Source organism: Lysobacter sp. P5_C4 (assembly GCF_054049695.1).
This window is the reverse complement of the sequence record NZ_JBFULX010000002.1, coordinates 284,404-310,717: the sequence shown is the minus strand read 5'-3', so window position 1 is coordinate 310,717 and position 26,314 is coordinate 284,404. Positions and strand designations below refer to the sequence as shown.

Genomic DNA, 26,314 nt, shown 5'->3' with positions numbered 1-26,314 from the left:
TCCGAACACGTATCAAAAATGTCTTGACGAACCGTGCCGCGCCCGCTCCGCCAAGCCCCGCGCGGGTTTCGCCCAAAACGGTTGTGCACAGCGATAACAGGACCGTCACATTGGGGCGCCGCGGCCCGCATCGCGCCTGTGTTGCAACTTGGTTTCACGCCTAAGCCTTTGATAACGCAGGCTTCTGACCCGATGGCACTTTTTTCACCATCGTAGAGTTAATTCGCATTTTTTGCCTTGCGGAGTGCTGTGGAATCGCGCCATGCACAGATTTATCCACAGATCGTGTGGATAAAGGCGAAAGGCGTTACGTGGCAACCACTTGCATGACTTACGTCACGAACACGGAAACAATTTCCGGCAAACCGATGGTGCGATTGCCCGGGACGTCGCAACGCGCATTCATGTCCGCTGCAGCGCGCGCTTAGACTGCACGCGATGTCCTCCGACGACACCGTCCTGCGTGTGGCTTTGCCCGTGCCGCTGGCTCGACTGTTCGACTATCGCGCGCCCGCCGGCGTGGTGGTCGACAGCGTGCCGGTGGGCGCGCGCGTCCGCGTGCCGTTCGGTCCTCGCGAACTCATCGGCGTGGTCGCGGGCGTCGGCCCGGTCGACGCGGGCGCCCGCGAAACGAAGCCGGCCCTGGCCGTGCTCGACGCTGCGCCGCTGCTCCACGGCGAACTGCTCGACTCGCTGCGCTGGTTGTCCCGTTATGCGCATGCGCCGCTGGGCGAAGTGCTGGCGACGGCGCTGCCCGCGGCCTTGCGCCAGGGTGGGCCGCTGCCGGAAACCGATCAGGTCGCGTGGCGCCTGGTCGAAGGCGCATCGCTCGACAAGCTCAAGCGCGACGCGATGCCGCATCGGTTGGCGGCCCTGCTCGCGCAACGTGCGCGCAACGAGGAGGAACTCGACGACGCCTTGCCCGGGTGGCGAACGGCCGCGCGCGCGTTGTCGACGAAGGGGTTGGCCGAATCGCTGCGCACGACGCCAGCGCGCACCGCGGGCGTCGGCACGCCGGGGCCGGCGCTCAACGATGAGCAACGCACGGCCGTGGAGGCGATCCTCGCGCATGCCGGTTTCGGCGCGGTGTTGCTCGAGGGCGTCACCGGCAGCGGTAAGACCGAGGTCTACCTGCAGGCGATCGCCGACTGTCTTGCACGCGGGCGACAGGCGCTGGTGCTCGTGCCGGAAATCGGACTGACGCCGCAGACGCTCGCGCGTTTCCGCGCGCGGCTCGGCATCGACGTGCACGCCTTGCACTCCGGGCTCAACGACACGGCGCGTGCACGCGTGTGGGCCGCCGCGTCGCGCGGCGAGGCGCGCGTGATCGTCGGAACGCGATCGGCGGTCTTCATCCCGTTGCCCGAAGCGGGCTTGATCGTGGTCGACGAAGAACACGACGGCAGTTACAAGCAACAGGACGGCATCCGCTATCACGCCCGCGACTTCGCGCTGGTCCGCGGCAAGGCGCTCGACGTGCCGGTGGTGCTCGGCAGCGCGACACCGTCGCTGGAGACCCTGCACAACGCGCAGGCTGGTCGCTTCACGCACGTGCGCCTGTCCAAACGTGCCGGCGATGCGAAACCGCCCGCCGTGCGCGTGCTCGACGTGCGCAAGCGCGCGCTCGATGCGGGCCTTTCCACCGAATTGCTCACAAAGATCCGCGCCACCGTCGAATCCGGCGGGCAGGTCCTCGTCTTCCGCAATCGCCGCGGTTACGCGCCGGTGCTGTTGTGCCACGACTGCGGCTGGAGCGCGGCGTGCAAGCGGTGCAGCACGCCCGATCATCCGCGTCCGATGACGGTGCATGCGGGCGGGCGGCGGTTGCAGTGCCATCACTGCGGCGCGCGGCAACCCGCACCGATGGCGTGTCCGGATTGCGGCGGCCTGGCGTTGCAACCGCAGGGCGTGGGCACCGAGCGCCTGGAGGAACGCCTCGTCGAATTGTTTCCCGACATGCCGGTGTTGCGCGTGGACCGCGGCAGCACGCGGCGTCGGAATGCACTGGAATCGCTGCTCGGCGAACTCGGCGATCGTCCCGGCATCCTCGTGGGCACGCAGATGCTCGCGAAGGGCCACGACTTGCCGAACCTCACGCTCGTCGCGGTGGTCGGCATCGACGAAGGCCTGTTCTCCGCGGATTTCCGGGCGGGCGAAAAACTCGCGCAGTTGCTGATCCAGGTCGCCGGGCGCGCGGGACGTGCGCGCCGCGCCGGCGAGGTGTGGTTGCAGACGCATCATCCGGCGCATCCGTTGTTGCAGACCTTGATCGCGGGCGGTTATCGCGCATTCGCCGAGCAGGAACTGGCGGAGCGCGAAGCCGCGGGCTTCCCGCCGTTCGCGCACTTGGCGCTGCTGCGCGCCGAGGCGAAATCCGCCGAGCCGAACACGCACTTCCTCGCACTGGCGAAGGCTTGCATCGCCGATGCGCACATCGCCGATGTCGACGTGTTCGGTCCCCTGCCGGCGCCGATGCCGCGTCGCGCCGGGTTCCAGCGCGCGCAACTGCTCGTGTCGGCCCCGCAACGGCGGGCGCTGCATGCGGCGCTCGAAGCCGCGTTGCCCGCGCTGCGCGATGCGCCCGAGGCCAAGCGCGTGCGCTGGTCGCTCGACGTGGATCCGGTAGACCTCTACTGATCGACGCGCGCTTGCGCGAGAATGCCGGCAACGACGGGAACAGCAGGACGCGATGGCCGACGTGCCGCATGTCGTGGTCGTGGGTGGGGGCTTCGCCGGCCTGTGGGCGACGCGTGCGCTCGCCAGCGCGCCGGTCCGCGTGACGCTGCTGGATCGCGGCAACCATCACCTGTTCCAACCCTTGCTCTACCAGGTGGCCACCGCCGGCCTGTCCGCACCCGACATCGCCGCCCCGTTGCGCCACATCCTGCGCGGGCAACGCAACGCCACCGTGTTGATGGGCGAGGCGGTCGGCATCGACAAGGCGGCGCGCAGCGTGCAACTGGGCAACGGCACGTCGCTGGCCTACGACACGCTGCTCGTCTGCACGGGCGCGACGCACGCGTACTTCGGCCACGACGAATGGGCGCCGCACGCGCCCGGCCTGAAGACACTCGACGACGCACTCGCGATCCGCCGACGCATCCTCACCGCCTTCGAACGCGCCGAGGCCGAAACCGATCCGGCACGCCGCACCGCGCTGCTCACCTTCGCCGTCGTCGGCGGTGGCCCGACGGGCGTCGAACTCGCGGGCACGCTCGCGGAGATCGCGCGCCACACGCTGCGCAAGGAATTCCGCAACATCGATCCGGGCAACGCACGCGTGATGCTGCTCGAAGCGGGGCCGCGCGTGCTCGCCACGTTTCCCGAACAGCTTTCGGCGAAGGCCTCGCGCGCGCTCGCGCGCCTGGGCGTCGACGTGCGCACCGGCGTGCCGGTGTCGCGCATCGATGCAGCGGGCTTCGTGCTCGGCGACGAACGCATCGACGCGCATACGGTGCTGTGGGCCGCGGGCGTGGCCGCATCGCCGCTCGCGCGCACGCTCGATGTCCCGCTGGATCGCGCGGGGCGCGTTGGCGTCGAAGGTGATCTCACCTTGCCCGGGCACCCCGAGATCTTCGTCGCCGGCGATCTTGCGACGGTGAAGTGGGGCGAACGACGCGTTCCCGGCGTCGCACCGGCGGCCAAGCAGATGGGCAATTACGTCGCGGGCGTGATTCGCGCGCGGCTCGCGAACAAGCCAGCACCGCCCGCCTTCGGCTACAAGGATTACGGCAACCTGGCGACGATCGGTCGCCGCGCCGCGGTCGTCGATCTGCACGGGTTCCGTTTCTCGGGGTACTTCGCGTGGGCGTTCTGGCTGATCGCGCACGTGTTCTTCCTGATCGGCTTCCGCAACCGCGTGGTCGTGTTGCTCGACTGGGCAATGGCGTACTGGACCTACCAGCGCAACGCGCGGATCGTGCTGGGGCGGGAGCAGAAATGAAAACGGCGCCTGTTGGCGCCGTTTTCGTCTTGCATTGCAGGGGCCGCATTACGCGGTGAACAACGCCCGCATTTTCTTCAACGCGTTCGCTTCGACCTGGCGGATGCGTTCGGCCGACACACCGTATTCGTCGGCCAGTTCCTGCAGCGTCACCTTGCTGTCGGGATCCAGCCAGCGGCGCTTGACGATGTCGCGCGAGCGCGCATCCAGCCGCGACATGCCTTCACGCAGCAACTCGAGCTGGTTGTCTTCGCTGTCGGCGCGCTCATAGGCCATCGACGGGTCTTCGTCGTTCGCCATCAGGTAGGAGACGGGCGCAGGCGGCATGTGGTCGTCGTCGCCGCTGTCGCTGGGTGCGTCGAAGCCGATGTCGCGGCCGGACAGGCGCGACTCCATCTCCATCACTTCGCGCTCGGAGACCTTCAGGTCCGCCGCGACGGCACGCACTTCCTCGGCATTCATCCAGCCAAGGCGCGTCTTGCTCTTGCGCAGGTTGAAGAACAACTTGCGCTGCGCCTTGGTCGTGGCGACCTTGACGATGCGCCAGTTCTTCAGGATGTACTCGTGCATCTCGGCGCGGATCCAATGCACCGCGAAGCTCACCAGGCGCACGCCGACCGTCGGGTCGAAGCGCTTCACCGCCTTCATCAGGCCGATGTTGCCTTCCTGGATCAAGTCGCCGATCTGCAGGCCGTAACCGTTGTAGCCGCGCGCGACGTGCACCACGAAGCGCAGGTGCGACAGCACGAGCTGGCGGGCCGCGTCGAGGTCTTCGCCATCGCGGAAGCGGTGCGCGAGCGCCTGCTCTTCTTCGACGGTGAGCACGGGAATCTGGTGCACCGCACCGATGTACGCGTCCAGCGAACCCAGGGCACTGGGGATCGGGAGGTTGTTCGCGACGAGGGCGGTGGAAAGCGGGGTCTGGGTCATGGCAGGGATTCTAGCAATGGCCTTCTTGGATACAACGGGGTGGGAAAAGTTCGCAGTGTTGCATTCATGCAACAAACGACGGCACTCGCGTGTATTCGACGCGGGCCTTCGTATGCCACACCGGGTGTCGGCGATCCGTCAGGCCGGCAGGCCCTCCGATCGCCGGGAATTTCCCCTTCACACGGATTGGGGGCGCTTTTGCGGGCCACAAGGGGCGCCCACCGATGCCGAATGAAGTGCGCACGCGTGGACCAGAGGCCGTGTCAAAAGTTCCTGAACTCGCCGGTTCTGTATTCAGGATGCGTTCGTAACGAAATTGTAAGGATTGCCGCCGCTGAGCTTCCCGACCACAAGGCAAGCCGGCATATCCCCCATGATCGTTGGAGTTTTCGCATGAAGCGTTCCCTGCTCCTGATGGCCGTCCTCGCGGCCGCACCGTTCGCCGCCTCGGCCGCCGACGGCATTTCCTGGAACTACGTCCAGGGTGGCTACGTCGCCACGGATTCGAACCACTCCGGCCTCGACGCCGACGGCTTCGGCCTCGACGGCTCGGTCGCCATCCACGAGAACTTCCACCTCTTCGGCGGTTGGCAGAACCAGGATTTCAAGGACATCAACGGCGACTTCGACCAGTACCGTTTCGGCGTCGGCTACAACCACACGATCGCGCCGAAGATCGACCTGGTCGCGCGCGTGGCCTACGAGAAGCTCGACGCGGGCACCAACCTCGACATCGACGGTTACAGCACGGAAGTCGGCGTGCGCGGCGCGGCGAACGACATGTTCGAGGGTTACGCGATGGCCGGTTGGGAAGACTACGAGCGCGTGGACGGCGACTTCTACGGCAAGGTCGGCGCGCAGGTGAAGTTCAACCAGAACTGGGGCCTGGCCGGCGACATCAAGTTCATCGAAGGCGGCGACAAGCAGTACTTCATCGGCCCGCGATTCACTTGGTAAACCCCGCCTGGTAAACCGCCGCGCCCGGTTCGCGCTGCGATCCCCTCCTCCTCCTGCAGCGCGATGCGAAGCCCGGCGAACGCCGGGCTTCTTTTTGCCTGCGCTCAACGGAAGAGCGCTTCGGGGTATTCGGGCTTCTGGTCGCGGGCGAGCAGGCGTTGCAGGCCTTGCGCCGGCGTGATGTCGCCGTGCAGCACGGCTTGCACCGCCGCGGAGATCGGCAGTTCGATGCCGTGGCGTTGCGCCTGGCGCATCACTTCGTCGGCGGTCTGGATCGATTCGACGACCTGCCCGATTTCGCGCACCGCATCGTCGAGTTTCTGCCCGCGGCCGAGCGCGAGGCCCAGTCGCCGATTGCGCGAGAGATCGCCGGTACAGGTGAGCACGAGGTCGCCCAGGCCCGCCAGCCCCATCAGCGTTTCGGCCTTGCCGCCGATCGCCGCGTTGAGGCGCAGCATTTCGTTGAGGCCACGCGTGATCATGCCGGCGCGCGCGTTGAGGCCGAGCTGCATGCCGTCGGCCACGCCCGTCGCGACCGCGAGGACGTTCTTCATCGCGCCACCGAGTTCGGCGCCGAGCATGTCGTCGCCGGTGTAGGCGCGGAACGCGGGGCCGTGCAGCACTTCGGCGACCTGCTGCGTGAAGGCGGGCGCGTCGCCGTGCACCGTCAGCGCAGTCGGCAAGCCTTGCGCGACTTCCTTGGCGAACGACGGACCGGTGACGACGGCGAGCGGGACGTCCGCGCCCAGCACTTCGCCCGCCACTTCATGCAGGAAGCGCCCCGAACCCGGTTCGAATCCCTTCGTCGCCCATGCCACGCCCGCATGCGCGGGGCGATGTGGCGCGAGCATGCGCAGGGTTTCCGCGAACGCGTGCGAGGGCACGACGACGAGCACGAGGTCGCGCCCCGCGAGGGACGTGGCCATGTCGTGCGTTGCACGCAGCGATGCCGGGAGTCGCACGCCCGGCAGGTAGCGGGCGTTCTCGTGCGATGCGTTCAGCGCGTCGATCGCCGCGGCATCGCGCCCCCAGAGCACGGTGTCGTGCCCGTGGCGCGCGATCAGCGCGGCGAGCGCGGTGCCCCACGAGCCCGCGCCGAGGACGGCGACCGACAACCGAATGTCAGATGCGTCGCTGCCCATGGGCGGTCAGGCGTTGCCGACCGTCTCCGTGCCGCCGAGGTCGGTACCCGAACCGATCTGAGCCGAACGCTGGCGCAGGTTTTCCGCATACAGGCCTTCGAAGTTGATCGGCTGCATGAAGAACGGCGGGAAACCGCCCGACTGGATCAGGTGGCTCACGCTCGCGGCGGCGTAGGGATAGAGCAGGTTCGGGCACTGCGTGCCGAGCATCGCGTCGATGCCCGCGTCTTCGAAGCCCGCCAGGGTGAACACGCCGGCCTGCTGCACTTCGGCCAGGTAAGCGGTCTTGCCCGCGATGTTGCAGGTCAGCGTGATGCCGAGGACCACTTCGAACGCGGACTCGCTCAGGCGCTGCACTTTCTGGTTGAGGTTCATCTGCAGCTCGGGCGCGCCGGCTTCGTTGAACACCTGCGGGGCGCCGGGCGCCTCGAACGAAACGTCCTTGACGTAGATCTTCTCGACCGTGAAGGAAGCGCCGGCCTGCGGCTGCTGCGTGGTCTCTTCGGACATCGTTGTTGCTCCGGGAAATGCTGCGAAAAAGAGGGCGATTATGGCATGCGGCCCGCGGTCGTTCCGCGCGCCGTCGCCTCAGGAATGGGGACTCAGCGGCCCTTTACCAGCGGCAGCTCGGCTTGCTGCCATGCGGCGATGCCGCCGTCGAGCCAGTACACGTGCTCGAAGCCCGCCTGCTTCAGTCGCTTGGCCGCGCCTTCGGACGCCTGCCCGGTGCGGCAAACGGCGACCACCGGCAGCTGCTTGGCGTTGGCCAGCACCTTGTTGTCCGGGTCGAATTGGCTGAACACCACGTTCTTGCTACCGGGGATGTGGCCCTTTTCGAAGTCGTTGATCGCCGAAAAATCCACGACCAGCGCGTTCTCGCGGTTGATCAGGTGGGTGAGCGCGGCCGGACGCAGCGCCTTGAAGGGGCGGAACAGGCGCGCGATCTCGGTGTAGCCCAGCGCAAGCGTGATGCCCACCAGGGCGATCACGTAGAAGATGTGGCGACTGGCGAAATCCAGGAGTTCGGCGTAATTCACGGGGTTCTGCGGGTTGGCGAGCGGGCGGGGATTGTCGCCCGCGCCGCCGCCGCACGCAAAAGGCGCGTGGATCAGTCTTCCCAGAGGTCGGGCAGGCCGTTCACCAGCCACCACTGCTTGGCCAACGGATCGAAGTGCCAGTGCTCGGTGTAGCGCGTCTGCCGCTGCGTGAGGTTGTGGCGATTCACGACGTCGATCTCGATTTCGCGGACCACGTCGCCGTCGGGCAAGGTCTGCGTGGCCAGGTCGCGGTAGCCGGCGATCTGGATCTGCTTGTAGCGCTCCAGTTCGACGTCGCTGAGCGGATGCGCCTCGCGGAACTTCGGATCCACCAGCGTCCAGGCGCCTTCGAAGTCGCCCCAGCGGATGGCGGCGGAGTAGGCATACGTCTGTGTGTCGAGTTTGTTGGTGTCGTGAGAACCGGACGCACAGCCGGCGAGCACAAGCACGCACAGGCACAGCCCCGTCCACCTGGACCACAAGGTCATCTTCCGCATGTCGTTGTCCCCGGTCTCGACACCCGCATCCTAGCCTTTCCGGAAGGCGACGAACCGGGCGGTGAATGTCGCCGCGTCGCCGCCATCGGGAAGCGGGACGCGCGCCACGAGTTCGGCGCGCGCGCGGCCCCGTTCGGCCAGCGTGGCGAGGAAGGCATGCCAGTCGACGTCGGGCGCGGCCTGCGCTTGCGCCTGGAGGTCGGCGAACAGGGGCGCGAGGAAACGCACCTGGCTGTCGGCGATGTACACCTCGGCCTCCATGCCCGCGCCCTGGATGTGCAGCGACACCACGCCCCAGGCCGCGAGCGTCATCAGCGAGGACAGGCTGCCGCCGAACGCGCAGCCCTTGTCGTTGACGTTGCGCGACAGCGGTGCACGCAGGCGGAGCGACTGCCCGTCGTAGCCGACGATCGCGACCTCCATCGCGGCAACCGGGGGCATGCCGCGGTAGTGGGCGTCGAGGTGGGCGAGAAGGTGTTCGTGCGACATCGGAAGCGAACCTGCGATTGCGGGGCGGAGCGGCACGCCGCAAGCTGCGCGCATGCGCGACGATGCGAGTCCACGACGGCCGGCATGGTACGTCATCTCCCTGCGACCGCTGGGGCAACACGACGCCGTGCGCCGCGCCGCCGCGCGCGCGGGGATGGGATGCGTCGCGTTGTCGACGATGCGCATCGTCTTGCGCGACGACGCGCAGGCACGCCGCCGTTTGCGCGACGCCCTCGCCGCGCCGCGCGTGGTGTTCACCAGCCCGAATGCCGTGCGCGCCGCGGCGGCGATGGCGCCCTTGCGTCGCAAGCGGTCGCAACGGCACTTCGCGATCGGCGCGGGCACCGCCGCGGCCTTGCGTCGCGCCGGCATCGACGAAGTCCACGTTCCGGCGCGCGCGGACAGCGAAGCGTTGCTCGCGATGGACGCGCTGCGGGACATCGCAGGCCTGCGCGTAGGCCTGGTGACCGCCCCGGGCGGACGGGACCGGATCGAACCCGGACTGCGCAAGCGTGGCGCGCAGGTCGTTCGCGCCGATGTCTACGCACGCCAGGCCCAGGCGCCGACATCGCGCGCCTTCGCCGCCCTGCGCGCCGCGCGCGGCCGGTGGGCGATCGCATTGAGCAGCGGTGAAGCGCTGCGCACGCTGATGGACCACGCGCCCGCCGATCTCGCGTTGAAACTGCGCGCCGCGCGCATCCTCGCCGGCAGCGAGCGCCTCGCGGACGAAGCGCGCGCACTCGGCTTCCGCGACCTGCGCGTGGCCGCCGGCGCCCGTCCGGCCGACCTGGTCGCCGCGCGGGGCGGTGGCCATGCGTGATGGCCGTCCACCACGCCGCATCCGGTAGCATCGCCAGCACCTTTCGCGACACGTCCAGGCCGTGCTCGACACCGACTCCCCGCCCGAACCGCCGGTCCGTCGTTCCCGCGCGCCCCTTGCATGGCTCGTGGTGTTGCTGCTCGTCCTGGGCGGCGCATGGGCGTGGCACGCCTGGAACACGCGCGCGATGCACGAACGCGCCGCGGCCGACGACGCTTCGCAACGCCTGACCGCACTCGAAGACCGCATCGCCACGCTTCGCAGCGAACAGCGCGCCCAACAACAACGCCTGCAGCAAGCCGAGGCGACGAACCGCGTGTTGCGCGACGAACTGCTCGGCGTCGGCCAGCGCGCGGCCTTGCTCGAGGACAGCGTGTCCAAACTCGCCGATCCCGATCGCCACGGGGCGCAGGCGATTCGTCTCGACGAGGTAGAGATGCTGCTCGGCATGGCGCAGCAACGATTGCAGCTCGCATCCGATCTCGACGGCGCGCGGCGCGCCTACGCGCTCGCGGCCGGCATGCTCGACGGAATCGACGATCCGGCCTACCTGAGCCTGCGCCAGACGCTGGCGCAGGAACGCGGCACGCTCGATGCGAAGGGTGTCGACCCGGTGCACGAGGCCTCGACCAAACTCACTGCGATCGAATCCGGCCTCGCGCGCCTGCCCGCGACGCAGGCGGTCGGCGAAACGGGCGACAAGCCATGGTGGCAGCGCGTCGCGTCGAAGCTGGTCGACGTGCAGCCGTCCGATCGCGTCCAGTTGCGTGCGGCAAGCGACCGCTCCGCGGCAATGGAAGCGCTCGGCATCGAACTCACCCTGGCGCGCGCGGCGCTCGAACGGCGCGACAGGACCGCCTGGAAGGCCTCGCTCGCCCGCGCCGATGCCTGGCTGCCGCGCTTGTGGCCGGATTCACCGGCGCTGCGCGCGCAAAGGGCGATGCTGCAGCGGCTGCGCGCGCAACCCCTCGCGATCGCATCGCCGGTGGTGGGGACGACGCTCGCGCAATTGCGCTCGATGCGGGCGCACTGACAGGAGCTCGCATGAACTTGTTCCGCAACCTGTTGTTCTGGATCGCGCTGGCACTGGTCGGCGCGCTGGTCGCGCAGGTGCTGGCGCAGGATCCGGGCGAAGTGCTGGTGCGCTTCCGCGGCCACGACTACCGCAGCACGGTGGTCGGCGCGTTCCTGCTGCTGCTGCTCGGCGTCTTCGCGCTGTGGCTGCTGTGGACGGTGCTCGCGTTGCCGTTCCGCGGCTGGCGCGGCTTCCGCAACCGGCAGGCGCGACTGCGTTTGACCGACGGTCTGGGCGCGCTGCAGCTTGGCCACTGGGCGCGCGCGGAGAAACAACTCGAACTGGCGGCGCAACGCGACGAAGCCGCGGGGGTCGCACGCGTCGCCGCGGCGCAAGCCGCCGATGCGCGCGGCGATTCGGTCGCGGCGCAACGCCATCTGGACGCACTCGCCGAACGCGCACCGCTTGCGAGCGCCATCGCACGTGCCGAGCGCACGCTTGCGGGCGGCGATCCCGCCGCCGCGCTCACGATCCTCGATGCGCCCAACGCACAACCGTTGCCGCCGCGCGGGCTGATCCTGCGCGCGCAAGCACTGGCCGATCTCGGCCGCGCCCACGAGGCCTACGGCATGCTCGGTGCCTTGCGCCAGCAACAGGCACTGCCGTCCGACCGCCTGGATGCCTTGCAGGCGCGCTGGGCCGCCGCCTCGCTCGCCGAGGCCCCGGACGCCAATGCGCTGGCCGATCGCTGGGATGCGCTGCCCAAGCCGCTGCAATCCGACGCCGCCGTCGTTGGCGCCTATGCCGCGCGCGCCTCGGCGATGCGCTGGGACGTGGCGGCCGCCCGCAACATCGAGCAGGCATTGGCGACCCAATGGGACGAAACGCTCGTCGATCGTTACGGCGCGCTCCCCATTGCGTCTCCCGAAGCGCGCCGCACGCAGCTCGAAACATGGCTCGCCGCGCATCCCGAAAGCCCGGCGACGCTGCGCGCGCTCGCACGGCTGCAGCCCTGGCCGATCGCCGAAAGCTCGCTGCACCGCGCGGTCGCACAGGGCGGCGGCGCACCGGCCTGGGAAGCGCTGGCCGAGGGCTACACGGCCGCGGGCGATGCGCAGGCCGCGCGCCTGTCCTACGCCAACGCGTTGCGCGCGGTGCGCGGCGAACCCACGCTCGCCCTGCCCAACCGCGACATGCGCGACCGCATCGCCGACGAGGCCGCGATCGAGATTCGCGACGCGCACGGCGTCCCCCGCCTGCGCGAATGAAACCCCGTGCACGGCGTCGCCTAGAATGCCGCGCATGTCCACGCCCGCCGAACAGGAAGACGACGCCGGTTTCGCCCGCGTCCGCACCTATCTGACCGACCTGCAGGACCGCATCTGCGCGGCGATCGAAAGCGTGGACGGTGTCGCGCGGTTCCGCGAAGACGCATGGGCGCGCGCGGAGGGCGGCGGCGGACGCACGCGCATCCTGCGCGACGGCGCGGTGTTCGAGCAGGCGGGCATCGGGTTCTCCGATGTCTCCGGTTCGAAGCTTCCGCCGTCGGCGACCGCGGCGCGGCCGGAGCTCGCCGGCGCGACGTGGCGCGCGGTCGGCGTCTCGCTCGTCTTCCACCCGCACAACCCCTACATCCCCACGACCCACGCGAACGTGCGCCACTTCCGCGCCATGCGCGACGGGCAGACGGTCGCGTGGTGGTTCGGCGGCGGCTTCGATCTCACGCCGTACTACCCCTTCGACGAAGACGTTCTGCACTGGCATCGCACGGCGCGCGCGCTGTGTGCGCCCTTCGGCGGGCAGGAACGCTACGAGGCGCACAAGCGCTGGTGCGACGACTACTTCTTCCTCAAGCATCGCAACGAGACGCGCGGCGTCGGCGGATTGTTCTTCGACGACCTGCACGAGGACTTAGAACGCGACTTCGCGTACCAGCGCGCGGTGGGCGATGGATTCCTCGCCGCCTACCTGCCGATCGTCGAACGGCGCCGCGCACTGCCCTTCGGCGAACGCGAGCGCGACTTCCAGCTCTATCGCCGTGGGCGCTACGTGGAATTCAACCTGGTCTTCGACCGCGGCACGCTGTTCGGGCTGCAGAGCGGCGGGCGCACCGAATCGATCCTGATGAGCCTCCCGCCCCTGGTGCGGTGGGAGTACGGCTACGCACCGGCGCCGGGCAGCGAGGAGGCGAAGCTGGTCGACTACCTTCGGCCGCGCGATTGGCTACGTGAGCTCGGTGTCCGCTGATCCGGGCTTTTTCTTCGGCACGACGCTGATCCGTCCGTCCGTTTCCAGGATCGCGAAGTGCACGTCGTCCAACGTGAGCTCGCCGCTCTGGCGCAAGGCTTCCTCGAAGTCGTTCTTGCTCACCAACTCGTGGCGCAGCACCTGTTCGAACAGACGGCCGTCCTGCGCGAGCACGATGGGCACGCCTTCGATCAATTTCTCCGCCATGCGGCTGCGCGACGCGATGAAACCCGTCATCCAGTTCAGCGCGATCAGCACCGCCGCGAGCAGCAGCCCGCCGAGCAGCGAGGTGTCCTTCCCCAGCAGCGCGTTCTGCACCGCGTTGCCGAGCAACACGATCAGCAGCACGTCGAAGGGCGTGAACTGGCCCATCGTCCGTTTGCCGGAGATGCGGATCATGCCCAGCAGCACGATGTAGACCACGATCGCCCGCAGCACGTACTCCCAGACGGGCATCGACAACTCGAACATGCGGGTTCCCCCAAGCGACCGTTGCGGCACTCTAGCGCAGGGCGACTTTATTCCAGGCAATAAAAAGCCCCGCTGGCCAGGGGGAGACCGGCGGGGCTGGGGAACGGGACTTGGGGAGGAGTCACCGCTCCGGGGATCACTCCAGGGGAGGGAGAGATCTGCGTCAGACCTTGCATCTGACGCGAGCTATATGATCATTCCTTACATGGATGGTTCGTGAAGATTCAGGTTAAGGAACCGTTGGATTCAGTTTTAATTCATTGCGCCGGGAGCGCCCTCACAAACCTAATCTTGCGACAAGCACGTCAGTGCGCCTCGTCCCAGTTGGCGCCTGTCCCGGCATCCACCAACAGGGGGACGCGAAGCTCGGCCGCCGCGGCCATCCGCGACGTCGCACCGGCGATGAGATCGTCGACGAACCCGGTGTCGGCCTCGAACACAAGCTCATCGTGCACCTGCAACAGCATGAGCGCACGCGTGTCGTCGGCGAGCCAACGGTCGATCTGGATCATCGCGCGTTTCACGATGTCGGCGGCCGTGCCCTGCATCGGCGCGTTGATCGCGGCGCGCTCGGCGCCCGCGCGCAGGCCCTGGTTGCGGGCGTGGATGTTCTCCAGGTGCAGCCGGCGGCCGAACACGGTCTCGACGTAACCCTTGTCGCGCGCGTCCTGCCGCGTGCGCTCCATGTAGTCGCGCACGCCGGGGTAGCGCGAGAAGTACAGCGCGATGTAGTCCTGCGCCTCGCCGCGGCCGATGCCGAGCTGGCGCGCCAGCCCGAAGGCGCTCATGCCGTACATCAGGCCGAAGTTGATCGCCTTCGCCGCGCGGCGCTCATTGTTCGACACATCGTCCATGGCCTTGCCGAAGACCTCCGCCGCGGTCGCGCGATGGATGTCCGCGCCGCTGCCGAAGGCCTTCAGCAAGTTCGGGTCTTCCGACAGGTGCGCCATGATCCGCAGCTCGATCTGCGAATAGTCGAGCGCGACGATGCGACGGCCTTCCGGCGCGATGAATGCCTTGCGGATGCGGCGGCCGTCGTCGGTGCGGATCGGGATGTTCTGCAGGTTCGGGTCCGACGACGCCAAACGGCCGGTCGCCGCGCCAGCCTGGTGGTAGCTCGTGTGCACGCGCCCGGTGTTCGGGTTCACCATGTCCGGCAATTTGTCGGTGTAGGTGCTGCGCAACTTCGCCAGGCCGCGGTACTCGAGGATGATCTTCGGCAGTTCGTGCAGGTCGGCGATGGCTTCGAGCGCTTCTTCGTTCACGCTCGGCTGGCCGGTGGAGGTTTTCACCTGCACGGGCAGCTTGAGTTCGTCGAACAGCAACTGGCCCACCTGCTTGGGCGAGTCCAGGCTGAAGGTGCGGCCTGCGAGCGAGGTCGCCTGCTGCTGCGCTTCGAGCATGCGCTTGGCGAGGTCGGCGGACTGGCGACGCAATTCCGCGACATCCACCAGCACGCCGTTGGCTTCCACGCGTTCGAGAACCGGCACCAGCGGGATTTCGATGCTGCGATAGACCGACTCCAGCGTCGGTTCGGCCGCGAGCTTCGGGCCAAGCACCGAATGCAGGCGCAGCACGATGTCGGCATCTTCGGCCGCATAGCGCGTCGCATCCTCGATGGCCACGTGCGAGAACGGGATCTGCTTGGCGCCCTTGCCCGCGACATCCTCGTAGCGGACGGTGTCGTAGCCGAGGTAACGCTTGGCCAGCGAATCCATGTCGTGCCGGCTCGCACCGGCGTTGAAGACGAAGCTTTCGAGCATCGTGTCGTCGTCGTAACCGTGCACGGCCACGCCGTGGCAGCGCAGCACGTGCAGGTCGTACTTGCCGTGCTGGCCGACCTTTTTCTTCGAGGCATCGGCGAACAGCGGGCGCAGCGCGTCGAGCACCTCGTCGCGCGGGAGCTGCGCCGGCGCGCCGGGGTAATCGTGGCCGAACGGGATGTACGCGCCCGCGTAGGCTTCGGTCGCGATGCTCAGGCCGACCAGGTTCGCACAGAGGGCATCCAGCGAATCGGTTTCCGTGTCGAACGCGAAGGCGTCGCTGGCCTGCAGCTTCGCCAGCCACGTCGCGAATTGCTCCCGCGTGAGGATCGTCTCGTAAGCGATTTTCTCGCCGAGCTTCGCATCCGGCGGCTCCGCCGGCGCCGCACCCGTGCGCGCCCAGCCCGCTTCGGTCCCGCGCATCGACACCTTGCGCTCGCCCGCCGCGGGCGGCGTACCGCCGAGTTCCTTCAGCGCCGCGTTGAATCCGTAGCGCGCATACAGGATCTTCAGCGCATCGACATCGCGCGGCCGCAAGCCCAGCTGGTGCGCCGCCGCATCCAGCGTGACGTCCGTCTTGATCGTCACCAGTTCGCGATTGAGCGGCAGGCGCGGCAACGCGGCGCGCAGGTTCTCGCCGATCTTGCCGCCGATCTTTTCGACGTTCGTGATCACGCCATCGAGCGAGCCGTATTCGGCCAACCACTTGGCCGCCGTTTTCGGTCCGCACTTGTCCACGCCCTTCACGTTGTCCACCGCGTCGCCCATCAGGGCGAGCATGTCGACGATCTGGTGCGGAAGGACGCCGAACTTCGCCATCACGCTTTCGTCGGAGTCCAGCACGCTGCCGCTCATCGTGTTGACCAGGCGGATGCTGCCGCCGTTGTCGAACGGTCCCAGCAATTGCGCGAAGTCCTTGTCGCTGGTGGAAATGGTGACTTCGCTGCCCGAGCGCGCGGCCTGGAGCGCGAGCGTGCCGATGACATCGTCGGCCTCCACGCCGTCGACGCGCAGGATCGGGAAGCCGAGCGCCTGCACGATTTCGCACATCGGCTGCACCTGCGCGCGCAGGTCGTCGGGCATGGCCGAACGGTTGGCCTTGTATTCGGGATACAGGTCGTCGCGAAAGGTCTTGCCGGGTGCGTCGACGACGAAGGCCGCGCAGTCGGGCTGCTCGGCGAGCGTGGCCCGGAGCATGTTCACGACGCCGAACAGGGCCCCGGTGGGCTCGCCGGCGCTGTTGGTGAGGGGCGGAAGCGCGTGGAACGCGCGGTACAGGTACGAGGACCCGTCGATCAGGACCAGTCTTGGCATCGGGTGATTCTAGCCGTCTCCGCGTCCACACCCGGGCTTTACAGCGGCCGGACCTATGCTTCAGTTCCGTATCCCGCAGGGAGGAGGGCTCACATGACCCGTAATCGCTCCACGCACCGATGGTCTGCCCTCGCCCTCGTGGCGCTCGCCGCCGGCTGTGCCACCGCCCCGCAGGATCCCAACGCGATGCCGCCGATTCCCGAAGGGTCGGAGCAGGCGACGCGCACCGCGGCCAACGGCGATGTCGTCACCGAGTACCGCGTCAGCGGCGCGCTGGCGATGGTCCGCGTCGTGCCGAAGAACGGCCCCACCTATTACGTCACCGATTCCGACGGCGACGGGCGCCTGGACCGCAACAGCGACGGCACGCGCAACGTGCCGGTCTATTTCAAGCTCTATGGCTGGTAAGTCTCTTCCGGGGAAAATGCGATGACCAAGCTCGACAAGCCCATGCGCCGCGAAGTGCAGATCGGCGACCAGGTGTACACGCTGACGATCGGCCCGGACGGCCTGAAGCTCGTCGAGAAAGGGCGCCGCAAGGGCCTGGAACTCGCATGGACCGCGCTGGTCAGCGGCGACGCCGCACTGGCGAGCGCCTTGCAAGCCTCGGTGGCCGACGCCCGCTGATCGTTCGGGCGGGTATCAGGCGGGCGTCAGATTCGCGTAGGCCAGCACCAGCCACTTCGAACCGACATCGTCGAAATTCACCTGCACGCGCGCGTGCGCGCCGCTGCCTTCATAGTCGGTGACCACGCCGGTGCCGAAGGTCGGATGGCGCACGTTCGCGCCCAGCTTCACCGGGGGCACGTCCACGGCGGCCATCGCATGTTCGCGACGCCCCGAATGCGGCGTGTAGGCGCTCGACACTTTCACGCGCGGCCGGACTTCGTTGAGCAGGGGCGCCGGGATTTCGCGCAGGAATCGCGACGGAATGCCGTACATGTCGGCGCCGTGGATGCGACGCGCCTCGGCATAGGTGAGCACCAGCCTCTGCCGCGCGCGCGTGATGCCGACATACGCCAGCCGGCGTTCTTCCTCCAGGCGGCCCGGTTCTTCCTGCGACTTGGTGTTCGGAAACAAGCCTTCTTCCAGACCCGCGAGGAACACCAACGGAAACTCCAGTCCCTTCGCGCTGTGCAGCGTCATCAACTGCACGCCATCCTCGCCCGATTGCGCCTGTCCCTCGCCGGCTTCGAGGGCGGCGTAACTCAGGAAAGCGACCAGTTCGCTCAGCGCGGCCGACTCCTCGTCCTCGCCATGCACGAAGCGCGAGGCGACCGACACCAATTCGTCGAGGTTGTCGGTGCGCGAATCCAGCTGGCCCTTCGACTCGTTCGCGTAATGCTCGCGCAGGCCGCTGCGCATCAACACGTGGTCGATCTTTTCCTGTAGCGGGAGTGCGTCGGTTTCCACCTGCAAGCCTTCGACCAGCAGCAGGAAGCCGGCGAGTGCGTTGCGCGAGCGCGCGGCAAGCACGGTGCCTTCGCTCGTCGCGCGCGCGGCATCCCACAGCGACAGGCTGTTTTCGCGCGCGGTGCGGCGCACTTCGTCGAGCGTGCGTTCGCCGATGCCGCGCGTGGGCGTGTTGACGGCGCGTTCGAACGCGGCGTCGTCGGCGCGATTGGTCACCAGCCGCAGGTAGGCCAGCGTGTCCTTGATTTCGGCACGTTCGAAGAAGCGTTGCCCGCCATACACGCGATACGGGACCTGGTCGCCGAGCAAGGCCTCTTCGAAGGCGCGGGATTGGGCGTTGCTGCGATACAGGATCGCGCAATCGCCGTGGCTGCCGCCGTCGCGCACCCATTGGCGGATGCGTTCGAGGACGTATCGCGATTCGTCGATTTCGTTGTACGCGGCGTACAAATCGATCGGATCGCCTTCCCCGGCATCGGTCCACAACTGCTTGCCGAGGCGATCGGGGTTGTGCGCGATGACGGCATTCGCCGCGTTGAGGATGTTCGACGTCGACCGGTAATTCTGTTCCAGGCGCAGCGTGCTGGCGCCCGGGTAGTCGCGCAGGAAACGCTGCACGTTCTCCACCTTCGCGCCGCGCCACCCGTAGATCGCCTGGTCGTCGTCGCCGACCACGAACACGTGCCCGCTCTCGCCCGCGAGCAGGCGCACGAAGCCGTACTGGATCGCGTTGGTGTCCTGGAATTCATCGACCAGGAGTTCGCCGAAGCGATGGCGGTAATGCGCGAGCAGGCCGGCGTTGTCGCGCAGCAGTTCGTGCGCGCGCAGCAGCAATTCGGCGAAGTCGACCAGGCCCGCGCGGTCGCAGCGCTCCTGGTAGGCCTCGTAGGCCTTGCGCATCGTGTCCATGAACCAATCGCTGCCCGGCTGGATGTGCTGCGGGCGGCGGCCTTCGTCCTTCTGCGCGTTGATCCACCAGGCGATCTGGCGCGGCGGGAAGCGCGTGTCGTCGAGTTCGAGTTGTTGCACGACGCGTTTGACCAGGCGCAGCTGGTCGTCGGAGTCGAGGACCTGGAAGCCTTCGGGCAAGCCCGCATCGGCCCAATGCAGCCGCAGCAGGCGGTGCGCGAGGCCGTGGAAGGTGCCGATCCACATGCCGCGGGAGCCGTTGCGCAACAGGTGCTCGGCGCGATGGCGGAGTTCGCCCGCCGCCTTGTTGGTGAAGGTCACCGCGAGGATGCCGTGCGGCGGCACGCCCATCACTTCATTGAGCCAGGCGATGCGGTGCATCAGCACGCGCGTCTTGCCGCTGCCGGCGCCGGCAAGGACGAGGTAATGACCGGAAGCTGCGGTGACGGCCTCGCGCTGGGCCGGATTCAGCGCGTCGAGCAGGTGGGAGACATCCATCCCCCCATTTTACGGTCGCGCGCTAGTGCGCGTGTACGTGTTCACGCTTGCTCGCAGCCCCCGTCATCAACTTGTCCGTCCAGGCGATGCCGAGCGCCGAGATGATGAAGACGCTGTGGATGATCGTCTGCCACAGCACGCCGTCCTTCGTGATGGTCGTGCAGGCCTTCATGTTCAAACCGGCTTCGGTCATGGCGCGGAGGGCGGAAATGCCGTCGGGCGTGCTGCACAGCGGCAGGCCGCCGACCATGCCGACTTCGATGAAGCTCTTGAGCAGGTGGATCGAGGAGATGCCGATGATCGCCATCGCCAGCTTCACCTTCAAAACGCTCGCGTTGACGTGGCTCAGCCACTCCGGCTGATCGGGGTGGTCTTCCAGGCGCAGGCGGGAAACGAAGGTTTCGTAACCGCCGACGATCACCATCACGAGCAGGTTGCTGATCATCACCACGTCGATCAGGCCCAGCACGATCAACATGATTTCCTGTTCGCCCAGGCGCGGGGTCGCGGCGATGAGATGCAGCAACTCCTTCACGAACAGATAGACGTAGACGCCCTGCGCGACGATCAACCCGAGATACAGCGGCAACTGCAGCCAGCGCGAAGAGAAGATCAGCGTGGGCAGCGGATTGAGCGCGCGCTTGCGCGGAGCGACATCGGACATGGGCGTTTCGCGGGGGGAGTGGCCGCCGAGGTTACCGGCGGCTGCGCACGTTTGCCAAGCCGCGTGCGGTCATTCGGCCGCGGCGCGATGCATCAAGTGGCGCAATTCGGCTTCCAGTTCGGCGATGCGCGCGCCGATTCGCGCGGTTTCCGCATCTTCGAGATGGCCCAAGCCATCGAGCAAAGCGCCGAGTTGATCCAGTCGCGACTTCTGTTCGGCGATCACGTGGCGGCGGCGGAACAGACGCATGTCGCGCACGTTGCCGGCTTCGCTTTCGGCGGGCAGCGGTTGCCACGGACGTTCCTGGAACAGCCAGCGCAGGCGCTCGGCGGCTGCACGTTCGGCCTCGGTCCACGGCGAGGCGTGGCCGCGCACGGTTTGGCGCCAACTCTCGAAGCTCTTGCGCGGCGCGATCCGCACGCCGTCGTCCGTCGCCACCATGGGTTTGTGCGGATCGCCGGCCCACACGACGTCTTCCACCTGTTCGCAGCGGAAGAACAGCAGCCAATCGTCGCGTCGGCCAAACGGCACCGCGAGCACGCCGGCGAGACCGTCGTGCGCATCGGACAAGGCCCAGGGCGTGGCGTGGTCGACCGCGGGCAAGCGGTCGACGCCCTGCGTGCGCGCCCACTCCAACGCACGCGACAGGCCTGCGGGAGAAGGCGCGCGGCCCTGTGTCGTCCACCGCCCGTCGCTGCGCAGCGCGATGCCGTCGACGGGCACCATTTCGGCGAGGATCGGCATCGCTTTGGCGAGTGCGGACGACAGGCTTTCCTGGCCCGTGAGGCGGAGCGCGAGACGTTCGCGCGCCTCGCGTGCGCGGTCGTCCTGCTTCGCCGCGATTTCCTGGTCGGCGGCGCTCACGCGCATCGACACGAACAGGCTGAACATGTCGGCGGCCGCGCGGATCGATGGCGGCACCAGACGCGGCTCCCGATGGTGGCAGGCGATCAGGCCCCACAGGCGCCCGCCGCTGACGATCGAAATCGACATCGACGCGGCCAGGCCCATGTTCTTCAGATATTCGATGTGCATCGGCGAGACGCTGCGCAGGATGTGCTGGCTCAGGTCGAGCGGGGCACCCTTCGCATCGCGGTCGGGCAGGATCGGCACCGGCACGTACGCGACATCAGGAATCACGCGGATGCGGTTGCGCACGTACAGCGCGCGCGCCTGCGCGGGAATGTCGGACGCCGGGAAGCGCAGGCCGAGGTAAGGCTCCATGTCGTCGGCACGCGATTCGGCGATGACTTCGCCGGCTTCGTCGTGGCGGAAGCGATAGATCATCACGCGGTCGTAGCCGGTGAGCGCGCGGACCTCGTCGGCGGTGTGCTGGTGGAAGCCACGCATGTCCGCGCTGCCGGTGGCGCGCGCGATCATCCGCTGCGCGACGACGGTCGGCGTTTGCCGCACGGGCATGTTGGTGCGCGGTTCGAGTTCGAGGTGCACCAGGTCGCCGGCGACGTGCACGACGAAATCGCACAGATGCGCCATCGCACCGATGTTGCCGATCGCGGCGCGTTGCGGCGGCGCGCCCGACTCCATCATGTCGATGACTTCGAGCAGCGGCTGCAGGACTTCGTCGGCGACGTGTTCGCCCAGGCTGCGGCCGATGAGGTCGTCGGGCGCCACGTCGAGCAGTTCGGCGACGTTCGCCGAAGCGTGGCGCACCGTCCAGTCCGGCAAGGAGCAGCTGATCAGGTAACCGTGCGGCTGGATCGCGCCGCTCAGGTGGATCGGTTCGCGCGCGCACTCGGCGTCGGCGCCCGCGGCGCTGCGCGTTGCCTCGTCCATTGGATCAGCGTCCGTCGCTGAAAGTGGAGTGCGCGAGCTCCGCGCGATGGAACTCGTGCTCGGCGCAGGCGAAGGCGCGTGCCGCCGATTCGAGCATCGCGCGTTCGCAGCCGGTGTCGAAATCGGCGCGTTCCAGGTCGGCGACGAAGGCGCGCCAACGCTTGCCCGCGCCGAAACCACCGTGGCGCGACAGGAAGGTCGCACCGGTCCCCGGCCCATGGCCGAGCGCCTGCGCATCGCCCAACAACTGCGTCGCACCGAGTGCCGAGCCTTCGATCACGTAAAACAGGCCGGCCGCATCCGCGTCGCCGGCGATCGACATCCGCGGGCCTTGCGCAAGCGCGGCGATGCCGATGGCGGTGAGATCCTCGTCGAGCCAGGCAGTACGCGCGGGATCGCGCCAGGCGTTCCACGCCGGCCGCAGGTTGGCGAGCGACAACGCGCGCTCGGCATTCGCCACGAAGGCCTGCATGCCCAGGACGTACGTGCGGTACTGCGCCCCGGTGCGCAACCCTTGCGCGAAACGCGCGTCGAGGCGCACGTGCGCGGTGCCCGTGGCGCCACGCAGGCGATCGCGATATCCGTTGTCGGCTGCTGCTGTCATGTGAAAACGATACATCATCGTTTCCACGCCGGTTTCACCAACAAAGACGGGGCCTGAAGGCCCCGTCTTCACGCGCGTGAAAGTCGCGCCGTTGCTTGCTTCGCTTACTTCGGCAGCTTCACTTCATACGCGTCGGGATGCTCGGCGCCCAGCAGGTTCTGCACGAAATAGTCCCAGCGCTCGCGCATGACGTACGGCGAGTACTCGCCGTAGCCGTGGCGCGCATTCGGCAGGAGCAGCAGGTCGAAGTCCTTGTTGGCCTTGATCAGTGCGTCGACGACGAGCAGCGTGTTCTGCGGCGGCACGTTGTCGTCCATCAGTCCGTGCATGAGCAGCAACTTGCCCTTCAACTTGCCGGCGTGGGCCTGGTTGGCCTGGTCGTCGTAGTTCGTCTTGCCGTCCTTGCCCGTGACCAGCAGGCCCTGCCACTTCTCCGCCCAGTCGTCTTCGTAGTTGCGGTTGTCGTGGTTGCCGCTTTCGGCGATGCCGACCTTGAAGAAGTCCGGGTAACGGAACATCGCCGTGCCCGTGGCGTTGCCGCCGCCGGAGTGGCCCCAGATGCCGACGCGCGCAAGGTCGATCCACGGGAAGCGCGCGGCCAGCTGCTTCATGCCGGTGACCTGGTCGGGCAGCGTGTTGTCGCCGACGTTCTTCGCGTAGGCGTCGTGGAAGGCCTTCGAACGATAGGGCGTGCCCATGCCGTCGATCGCGACGACCACGAAGCCCAGCTCGGCCAGCGCCTGGTTGTCGCCATGCGAGGGCGCGAACCCGTAGGTGCGCACCGAGCCGACCTGCGGGCCGGGGTAGATGTAATTGACGATCGGGTACTTCTTGTTCGGATCGAAGTTGGACGGCTTGAACAGCATGCCGTACAGGTCGGTCTTGCCGTCGCGCGCCTTGACGACGATCTGCTCGGGCGCCACCCAACCCGACGCCTTCAAACGCGAGATGTCGGCCTTCGCGATTTGCGCGAGCACCTTGCCGTCGTTGGCATCGCGCAACACGGTGACCGGCGGGACGGCGGTCGTCGAATAGGTATCGACGACATACTTGCCGTCCTTCGACAGCCTGAAGTCGTGCTGCGCGTCTTCCGGCGACAGGAGCGTCGGCTCGCCGGCGTCGAGGTTCACCTTGTACAGGTGCTGGTGGTACGGGTGATGGCCCGCTTCGCGGTTCACGCCGGTGAACCACACCGTGCGCGAAGCCGGATCCAAACGCAGCACTTCGGCGACGTTCCAGTCGCCTGTCGTCACCTGGCGCTTCAGCTTGCCGGTGCCCAGGTCGTACAGATACAGGTGGCCCCAGTTGCTGCGCTGGCTCCACCACAGGATCTCGTTGCTCTCCGGCAGGTAGCGCCAGTTGATGGCGTTGATGCCGGATTCGAGCCAGTTCTTCGCGCTTTCGTCGAAGACCTCGTGCACGGCACCGGTGTCGACATCCGCCGTGCGCACCCAGCTCCTGGTGTGGTCGCGCGCGGTGGAAACGAAGGCGATCGACTTGCCGTCCTTCGCCCACTGCACGTCTTCCCAGCCGCCGAAGCAGCTGACGTCGTCGCACTGCGTCGAACGATGCTGGTCGGCCGGCATCTTCAGGCGCACGAGCTTCTGCGTCGGCACGTCGATCACGACGCGCTCGATCATGGTCACGTCCTTGTCGCCGACGAACGGGTACTTCCACGTTTCGATCTTCGGCGCACCGACATTGGTGCCGACCACCGCCATCGTGCTGGTCTTGCGCTGGTCCTGCTGGAAGGTGGCGATCTTCGACGAATCGGGCGACCACACGAGGATCGCGCTGTCGTCGTGCACCCAGCCGGCGTTGTTGGTGGCGTAGCCGAAATTCTCGACGCCGTCCGTGGTCAGGCGGGTTTCCTTTCCGGTGGCGGTGTCGCGCACCCACAGGTTCCAGTCGCGGATGAAGGCTTCGCGCTTGCCATCGGGCGAGACGTTCGCCGGGCCGTCGCCGTCCTTGCCCTTCGCCGCCGGCTTGGCGACGCAACGGGGCTTGGACACGTCGCACAGGTAGTGCGTGCCCTTCACCGAGAAGTCGTAACGGCCGTCGGCGTTGAGGCCAACGCCGTAGATGGACTTGTCGATGCGCTTGGCGTCGACCTGCTTGCCCGACGCGGACGACAGGGCCTTGGCCATGCGCGCGACATCGAAGGCCGCGACGGACTTGCCGGTCGTTGCGTCGGTGCGGACCACGCGGACGCCGTTGGCATCGTTGTCGAACCAGACGAAGGACGTGTCGTCGAGCCAGGTGACGCCTTGCGCCGCGTGGTCGACCAACGGATTCGTATTCTGCGAAAGCATCTTCACGGCGCGGTCGTAATCCGCGGTCGTGACCTTCGCCGGCGATTGGGCGAATGCGCCCGAGGACAGCGCGAGACCCGCGCCGACGAGCAGCGCGCGTGCGCTGCGATCCAACTTCAAACCCATGCCCCTGCTCCAAAACGGATCCGGAAGCGACCGATGCTAGCGCAACCACCCCCGTCGCCGGCCCCTGCCGGTGGTCCTGCACAAGGGACGGGCGTCTCGTTTTGCGCCCCGCCCTCAGGTCACGCGCGCGAGCATCCGGTCCGATCCGATGAAGCGCGCCCAGCGCGTCCCCAGGTCGCTCCAGCAGACGAAATAGGCTTCGGCGGCGATGTGCAGCAGCGTCGCGGGCCGCAGTGGCAGGCGCGGTTCGGCGGCGCACAACTCCCAGTCGTACCCGAGCTGGCGGGCGAACAGGGCGCAGCGCGCGAGGTGATAGCGGCTGCTGAGCAGGGTCACGCGGCGCGCATTTTCGCCCACCATCAGGTCGCGGGCGTTGCGCAGGTTCTGCAGGGTGTCGCGCGATTGCGCCTCCAGGCGCAGCGCGGGGCCCACGTCGAGGTTGCGCGCGAGCAGCGACTGCCGGGCGACTTCGGCTTCGGTGGGCTGGTTGGGTGCGCCGCCGCCGAGGAGGATCACTTCGCGCGGCGGGCGTTCGCGCCACAGGGTGGCGGCGCGTTCCAGGCGCGCGGCGAAATCCGCGTCGATGCGGCCGTTCGGTGCGTGTTTGCCGAACAACAGGACCGTGACGCCGTGCTCGGGCGTCGTCGGCGCGCGGCGCGCCACGCGCAGCACATGCCAGAAGTAGCCGAGATAGACCACGCCGGCGCTCAACATGCAGGCGAGCAGCGTCACCAGCCCCGTGTGAAGGACATCGCGATCGACGGCAAGGTGCAAACGATGGGCGACGTGGGACGGCATGGCCGCTGGATGGGGGCGTGGGGTCGAAAAAGAAAGCGCCGCGGGTGCGGCGCCTCCAGTTTACGTGCGTTGCGCGGCCCGGATGTGTGGGCTACGACGCAAGGCGCATCACAACTGCCCGGAGGTCAGCTGGAAGTTGGTCCGCGTGTCGGTGGCGAGGTAATTCATCCAGCCGAGGTAATTGCGATGGATCCACCGCTTGCCGCGGCGGGATTCGAAATCGAGGTTGCGGCTGTCCATGTACGCGTACTGCACGGCCTTGCCGTCATGGGTGACGTGGATCTTCGCCCAATGCTCGCGCAGGTTGAGCTCGGCGACGATGTCGCCCGGCTTTTCTTCGGCGATCGTCCAGCCGCGGCCGGCGAGGGCGCGCTTGATGTCCTTGACGACCTGTTCTTCGGACATCCCGGCCGGAATGGCGACGGCGGCCGGATCGCTCAGGCGGCTCTGGCGGGCCTGCACGTTGGCGGCGAAGACACACATGGACAGCAGTGCGAAACACGCGACGAGCGCGCGACGATGGAGCTTCATGCGGTGATTCCCCTTGGTTCTCTTCGGAAACGCCGCGTCC

At 67.7% G+C, this 26,314-nt stretch carries 24 protein-coding genes; 9 read left to right on the top strand and 15 right to left on the bottom strand.

The window, feature by feature from the left end:
- The first annotated feature begins 438 nt into the window (after window positions 1-438).
- Window positions 439-2,637, top strand: coding sequence for a primosomal protein N' (locus tag ACXJJ8_RS05930; protein ID WP_499027634.1), 2,199 nt, complete (start codon window positions 439-441; stop codon window positions 2,635-2,637).
- A gap of 52 nt (window positions 2,638-2,689) precedes the next feature.
- The gene (locus ACXJJ8_RS05925; RefSeq protein WP_499027632.1) at window positions 2,690-3,943 is read left to right on the top strand and encodes an NAD(P)/FAD-dependent oxidoreductase; all 1,254 of its coding nucleotides are present in this window, start codon (window positions 2,690-2,692) and stop codon (window positions 3,941-3,943) included.
- A 48-nt stretch (window positions 3,944-3,991) separates the two neighbouring features.
- Here the strand turns inward: ACXJJ8_RS05925 and rpoH are convergent, their stop codons facing one another.
- Window positions 3,992-4,873, bottom strand: coding sequence for an RNA polymerase sigma factor RpoH (rpoH, locus tag ACXJJ8_RS05920; protein WP_499027630.1), 882 nt, complete (start codon window positions 4,871-4,873; stop codon window positions 3,992-3,994).
- A 393-nt stretch (window positions 4,874-5,266) separates the two neighbouring features.
- Between rpoH and ACXJJ8_RS05915 the strand changes: the two genes are divergently transcribed.
- A complete protein-coding gene (locus tag ACXJJ8_RS05915) occupies window positions 5,267-5,830 on the top strand; it encodes an outer membrane beta-barrel protein (protein WP_499027628.1) in 564 nt (187 codons plus the stop codon).
- 104 nt (window positions 5,831-5,934) lie between these two features.
- Here the strand turns inward: ACXJJ8_RS05915 and ACXJJ8_RS05910 are convergent, their stop codons facing one another.
- From ACXJJ8_RS05910 to ACXJJ8_RS05890, 5 genes are all read right to left on the bottom strand, one after another.
- A complete protein-coding gene (locus tag ACXJJ8_RS05910; RefSeq protein ID WP_499027627.1) occupies window positions 5,935-6,972 on the bottom strand; it encodes an NAD(P)H-dependent glycerol-3-phosphate dehydrogenase in 1,038 nt (345 codons plus the stop codon).
- A 6-nt stretch (window positions 6,973-6,978) separates the two neighbouring features.
- Entirely contained in the window at window positions 6,979-7,482 is a 504-nt protein-coding gene (gene secB / locus ACXJJ8_RS05905) for a protein-export chaperone SecB (RefSeq protein WP_499027625.1), read from the bottom strand.
- Between the two features lie 92 nt (window positions 7,483-7,574).
- A complete protein-coding gene (locus ACXJJ8_RS05900) occupies window positions 7,575-8,009 on the bottom strand; it encodes a rhodanese-like domain-containing protein (protein ID WP_499027622.1) in 435 nt (144 codons plus the stop codon).
- 71 nt (window positions 8,010-8,080) lie between these two features.
- Complete coding sequence (locus ACXJJ8_RS05895; protein ID WP_499027620.1) at window positions 8,081-8,506, bottom strand: hypothetical protein; 426 nt, start codon at window positions 8,504-8,506, stop codon at window positions 8,081-8,083.
- 30 nt (window positions 8,507-8,536) lie between these two features.
- The gene (locus ACXJJ8_RS05890; protein ID WP_499027618.1) at window positions 8,537-8,995 is read right to left on the bottom strand and encodes a YiiD C-terminal domain-containing protein; all 459 of its coding nucleotides are present in this window, start codon (window positions 8,993-8,995) and stop codon (window positions 8,537-8,539) included.
- A gap of 52 nt (window positions 8,996-9,047) precedes the next feature.
- Between ACXJJ8_RS05890 and ACXJJ8_RS05885 the strand changes: the two genes are divergently transcribed.
- The 4 genes from ACXJJ8_RS05885 (at window position 9,048) to hemF (ending at window position 13,077) form a co-directional block, all read left to right on the top strand.
- A complete protein-coding gene (locus ACXJJ8_RS05885; protein ID WP_499027616.1) occupies window positions 9,048-9,815 on the top strand; it encodes a uroporphyrinogen-III synthase in 768 nt (255 codons plus the stop codon).
- Between the two features lie 61 nt (window positions 9,816-9,876).
- Window positions 9,877-10,848 (top strand): uroporphyrinogen-III C-methyltransferase, encoded by a 972-nt coding sequence (locus tag ACXJJ8_RS05880; protein ID WP_499027613.1) that lies wholly within the window; start codon window positions 9,877-9,879, stop codon window positions 10,846-10,848.
- Between the two features lie 11 nt (window positions 10,849-10,859).
- The gene (locus ACXJJ8_RS05875; RefSeq protein ID WP_499027611.1) at window positions 10,860-12,098 is read left to right on the top strand and encodes a heme biosynthesis protein HemY; all 1,239 of its coding nucleotides are present in this window, start codon (window positions 10,860-10,862) and stop codon (window positions 12,096-12,098) included.
- A 34-nt stretch (window positions 12,099-12,132) separates the two neighbouring features.
- Window positions 12,133-13,077: an oxygen-dependent coproporphyrinogen oxidase gene (hemF, locus tag ACXJJ8_RS05870; protein WP_499027609.1), complete on the top strand. Its 945-nt coding sequence runs from the start codon at window positions 12,133-12,135 to the stop codon at window positions 13,075-13,077.
- Here hemF and ACXJJ8_RS05865 read toward each other — a convergent pair.
- Both ACXJJ8_RS05865 and polA read right to left on the bottom strand, forming a co-directional pair.
- A complete protein-coding gene (locus ACXJJ8_RS05865) occupies window positions 13,054-13,548 on the bottom strand; it encodes a DUF421 domain-containing protein (RefSeq protein ID WP_499027607.1) in 495 nt (164 codons plus the stop codon). The genes hemF and ACXJJ8_RS05865 overlap by 24 nt on opposite strands.
- Before the next feature lie 305 nt (window positions 13,549-13,853).
- Window positions 13,854-16,625, bottom strand: a complete 2,772-nt coding sequence (polA, locus tag ACXJJ8_RS05860; RefSeq protein WP_499027605.1) for a DNA polymerase I — start codon at window positions 16,623-16,625, stop codon at window positions 13,854-13,856.
- Between the two features lie 93 nt (window positions 16,626-16,718).
- On the opposite strand from polA, the gene ACXJJ8_RS05855 reads away from it, so the two are divergent.
- Window positions 16,719-17,033, top strand: a complete 315-nt coding sequence (locus tag ACXJJ8_RS05855; protein ID WP_499027603.1) for a DUF2782 domain-containing protein — start codon at window positions 16,719-16,721, stop codon at window positions 17,031-17,033.
- Between the two features lie 21 nt (window positions 17,034-17,054).
- Complete coding sequence (locus ACXJJ8_RS05850; RefSeq protein WP_498978368.1) at window positions 17,055-17,252, top strand: hypothetical protein; 198 nt, start codon at window positions 17,055-17,057, stop codon at window positions 17,250-17,252.
- 15 nt (window positions 17,253-17,267) lie between these two features.
- On the opposite strand, the gene uvrD is transcribed toward ACXJJ8_RS05850, so the two are convergent.
- From uvrD to ACXJJ8_RS05815, 7 genes are all read right to left on the bottom strand, one after another.
- Complete coding sequence (gene uvrD, locus ACXJJ8_RS05845) at window positions 17,268-19,445, bottom strand: DNA helicase II (protein WP_499027601.1); 2,178 nt, start codon at window positions 19,443-19,445, stop codon at window positions 17,268-17,270.
- 22 nt (window positions 19,446-19,467) lie between these two features.
- Entirely contained in the window at window positions 19,468-20,109 is a 642-nt protein-coding gene (locus ACXJJ8_RS05840) for a TIGR00645 family protein (protein WP_499027598.1), read from the bottom strand.
- A 69-nt stretch (window positions 20,110-20,178) separates the two neighbouring features.
- On the bottom strand, window positions 20,179-21,903 hold the full coding sequence (locus tag ACXJJ8_RS05835) for a GAF domain-containing protein (RefSeq protein WP_499027596.1): 1,725 nt from the start codon (window positions 21,901-21,903) through the stop codon (window positions 20,179-20,181).
- Between the two features lie 4 nt (window positions 21,904-21,907).
- On the bottom strand, window positions 21,908-22,507 hold the full coding sequence (locus ACXJJ8_RS05830; RefSeq protein WP_499027594.1) for a biliverdin-producing heme oxygenase: 600 nt from the start codon (window positions 22,505-22,507) through the stop codon (window positions 21,908-21,910).
- 104 nt (window positions 22,508-22,611) lie between these two features.
- Window positions 22,612-24,945: a S9 family peptidase gene (locus ACXJJ8_RS05825; protein ID WP_499027592.1), complete on the bottom strand. Its 2,334-nt coding sequence runs from the start codon at window positions 24,943-24,945 to the stop codon at window positions 22,612-22,614.
- 114 nt (window positions 24,946-25,059) lie between these two features.
- Window positions 25,060-25,743: a YdcF family protein gene (locus tag ACXJJ8_RS05820; protein WP_499027590.1), complete on the bottom strand. Its 684-nt coding sequence runs from the start codon at window positions 25,741-25,743 to the stop codon at window positions 25,060-25,062.
- Window positions 25,744-25,851: 108 nt separating this feature from the next.
- Window positions 25,852-26,274, bottom strand: coding sequence for a hypothetical protein (locus ACXJJ8_RS05815; RefSeq protein ID WP_499027588.1), 423 nt, complete (start codon window positions 26,272-26,274; stop codon window positions 25,852-25,854).
- Between the last annotated feature and the right edge of the window lie 40 nt (window positions 26,275-26,314).